Consider the following 2544-nt stretch of genomic DNA (forward strand, 5'->3'; position numbering starts at 1 on the left):
CTTCATTTTTAATTTGTTCAAGTTTATCTTGTTCAAATAAAAGTTGTACATCATGCGTTTGCTTATAATTTCTTGATGCCATTTCGATAAATACTTTTGTATTTAGTTTTTTAGATAAATCGTTTACTTCAAACTCTACTACTCTTGTATCTTTTTCCTTATCCTCACTCACTACTTTTGCATCAACAAATGCGCCATCTTTTTCCGTTTGGAAATTTTTAATTAATGAGCTACTTTTTAGTGTTACAATTGCTTTTTTCTTACCGTTTTCTACTTTTAATACTCCTGGATTTACCATGTAAGTATTCATCTTAGATTCTTCATCTGTTTGATCTTTTAATACTTTAAATGGAATGCTGTACGCACCATCTGTAATTGTGTTAGAATTTGGTTGTTGATCTGGGTCAGGCTTTTGGTCGGGCTTCTGACCTGGATCGGTAGTTTCATTTGGATCTGGCTTATTAGCTGGGTCCTCTTTTTCATTTGGTTTTTCTACATGAATTGGTGTAATGCTATTTTGATCAAATGCAATACGAACGTCGTACTCATGATGATAATTTAAAAAATCAATATCTACTTTTACTTTTGCATTTAATACCTTCTCTACATCTTCTACATCAAATTCTACTACTCTTGTATCTTTTTCTTTATCTTCACTAATTACATTTGTCGCAACTAGCTTACCTGCTTTTTCTGTTTCAAACTTCGTAATCCATGAACTATTTGTTAATGTAAAGGATACTTTCTTTTTCCCATCCTTCACTTTTAAAGTTCCCGGGCTTACTGAATATTGATTCATCATTGATTCTTCATCTGATGTATCTTTTAAAACTTTGAAGCCAATTGAATATTCACCGTCAGCCAACTTGGTAGCTGCTTGAACTGCAAGTGGTTGTAATGTTGATACGAATGTAAATATTATTAAAAACATAGCAACAATAATTTTTGTATACCTGTTCAATGGAACGACTCTCCCTTTTGAAAATTATTTAATACTATTCCCATCAAATACAAAGCGAATATCATACGAAGCATTATAATTAATAATTGGAATATTAATTTTCACTTTGCCATTTAGTTTTTTTGACAAGTCAGCAACTTCAAATTCTACAACTCTAGTATTATCTTTTTTGTTTTCACTTAACACGGTTGTTTCTACAAATTGACCATCTTTTTCTACTTGGAAACTTTTAATAGAAGCACTATCTTTCACTTTAAATGAAACATATTGTTTTCCATTTTTAACTGTTAATGTTGCTGGGCTTTCAAAATAACTATTCATTCTAGACGATTCATCTTTATCGCCTTTCCATACAGTAAAAGCAATATTATATTTTCCATCAGCTAGTTTTGTAGCAGCCTTTGCATCTTGTAAACCTAGTGTTGCGATAAACGTAAATAAAACACCAAATACGGCAATAATCATTTTAAATTGTTTAAACATATATTCATCACCCTTCAAAAGATTTATTTACTCAACTTCACTTTACGAATTAAGAAAGCACCTGAAATAAGAATTAACGCTGCAAACAATCCAATACGTGCTTCATCGCCTGTTTTTGGATTATCTGTTTTTTCAGCTTTTCCATTTTCATTTTTTGTTTCTTTGTTCACTTCTTTAGCTGTTTCCTTACTCTCTACTTTTGTTTTCTCTTCTTTTACTTGTGTATCTGTTTTCGCTTGATCATTATTTTTTGTAGTAGCAGCTACGCCGTTATCGCCACCTACAGCTTTTACATTTGCATCAAAAGCAAAACGAATTGTGTAGTGGTGGTCATAGTTTGCATTTGGTACAACAACATGAATTTTTACAGCTGCCGGTTTGGATAAATCATCTACTTTAAACTCTACTGTTCTTTTATCTGCCGATTCATCTTTACTAACAACTTTCGCATCAACAAAATCCCCGTTCTCTGGTGCTTTAAATTCTGTAATCCAAGCACTATGATTCATCGGAACTTGTACTCTCATCTCACCGTTTTTCACTACTAATTTTGCTGGCTTTTCAAAATAGTCATTTGCCATTGAAGCTGAATCATTTTCCGCTTTTTGAATTACGTAATTAATATCGTAAGTACCATCAGCTAGTTTTGCTGAAGCATTTCCGTATGGCATTACAAGAAAAGCTAGCATACATACGAACGTTATAATAAAAGCGGGTAATACAGAAACCTTTTTCATTTTTCTTGTTTCCTCCTTGGTTATCTTTCATTTCACTTTTTTGAAAATGATAATTATTCTCAATTTATAAGAAAAAAATAATCTCTTTTACCTATTATTTAATTAGCATTCTTTTATGTAACATAAGTATTATTGATTATCATTCTCATTGAATATTAAAAATAATATCTCACCCTATTCCTTATACAAAGGCATAGAAACTGAGAAAAAATTATAAAACTTTTTTATTGATTATCATTCTCAATATAAATCAAAAAAAATAAACTATCTCTTCGCCTCTTCTTTCACCTCTTCCCATAACAACACTATAGTTATAGAAACCCCTTATCCCTCACTTCCCTTCCAATATTTCCACAACTAAGT

General features: G+C 31.2%; 3 protein-coding genes. All 3 read right to left on the reverse strand.

Annotation, left to right across the window (positions count from 1 at the left end; genetic code table 11):
* A partial coding sequence (locus MR167_RS31170; protein WP_242316214.1) for an NEAT domain-containing protein occupies positions 1-961 on the reverse strand: 961 nt, incomplete at its 3' end.
* A 24-nt stretch (positions 962-985) separates the two neighbouring features.
* Positions 986-1444, reverse strand: coding sequence for an NEAT domain-containing protein (locus MR167_RS31175; RefSeq protein WP_000476176.1), 459 nt, complete (start codon positions 1442-1444; stop codon positions 986-988).
* Between the two features lie 23 nt (positions 1445-1467).
* On the reverse strand, positions 1468-2181 hold the full coding sequence (isdC, locus tag MR167_RS31180) for a heme uptake protein IsdC (protein ID WP_000757958.1): 714 nt from the start codon (positions 2179-2181) through the stop codon (positions 1468-1470).
* Positions 2182-2544: the final 363 nt, after the last annotated feature.

It is taken from the genome of Bacillus cereus group sp. BfR-BA-01355 (genome assembly GCF_022663675.1).
Lineage (GTDB): Bacteria > Bacillota > Bacilli > Bacillales > Bacillaceae_G > Bacillus_A > Bacillus_A thuringiensis_S.

Bases quoted from the DNA above. Each gene is read 5' to 3' on its own strand.
- MR167_RS31175 (WP_000476176.1), bottom strand. From the start codon at position 1,444: ATGTTTAAACAATTTAAAATGATTATTGCCGTATTTGGTGTTTTATTT.
- isdC (WP_000757958.1), bottom strand. From the start codon at position 2,181: ATGAAAAAGGTTTCTGTATTACCCGCTTTTATTATAACGTTCGTATGT.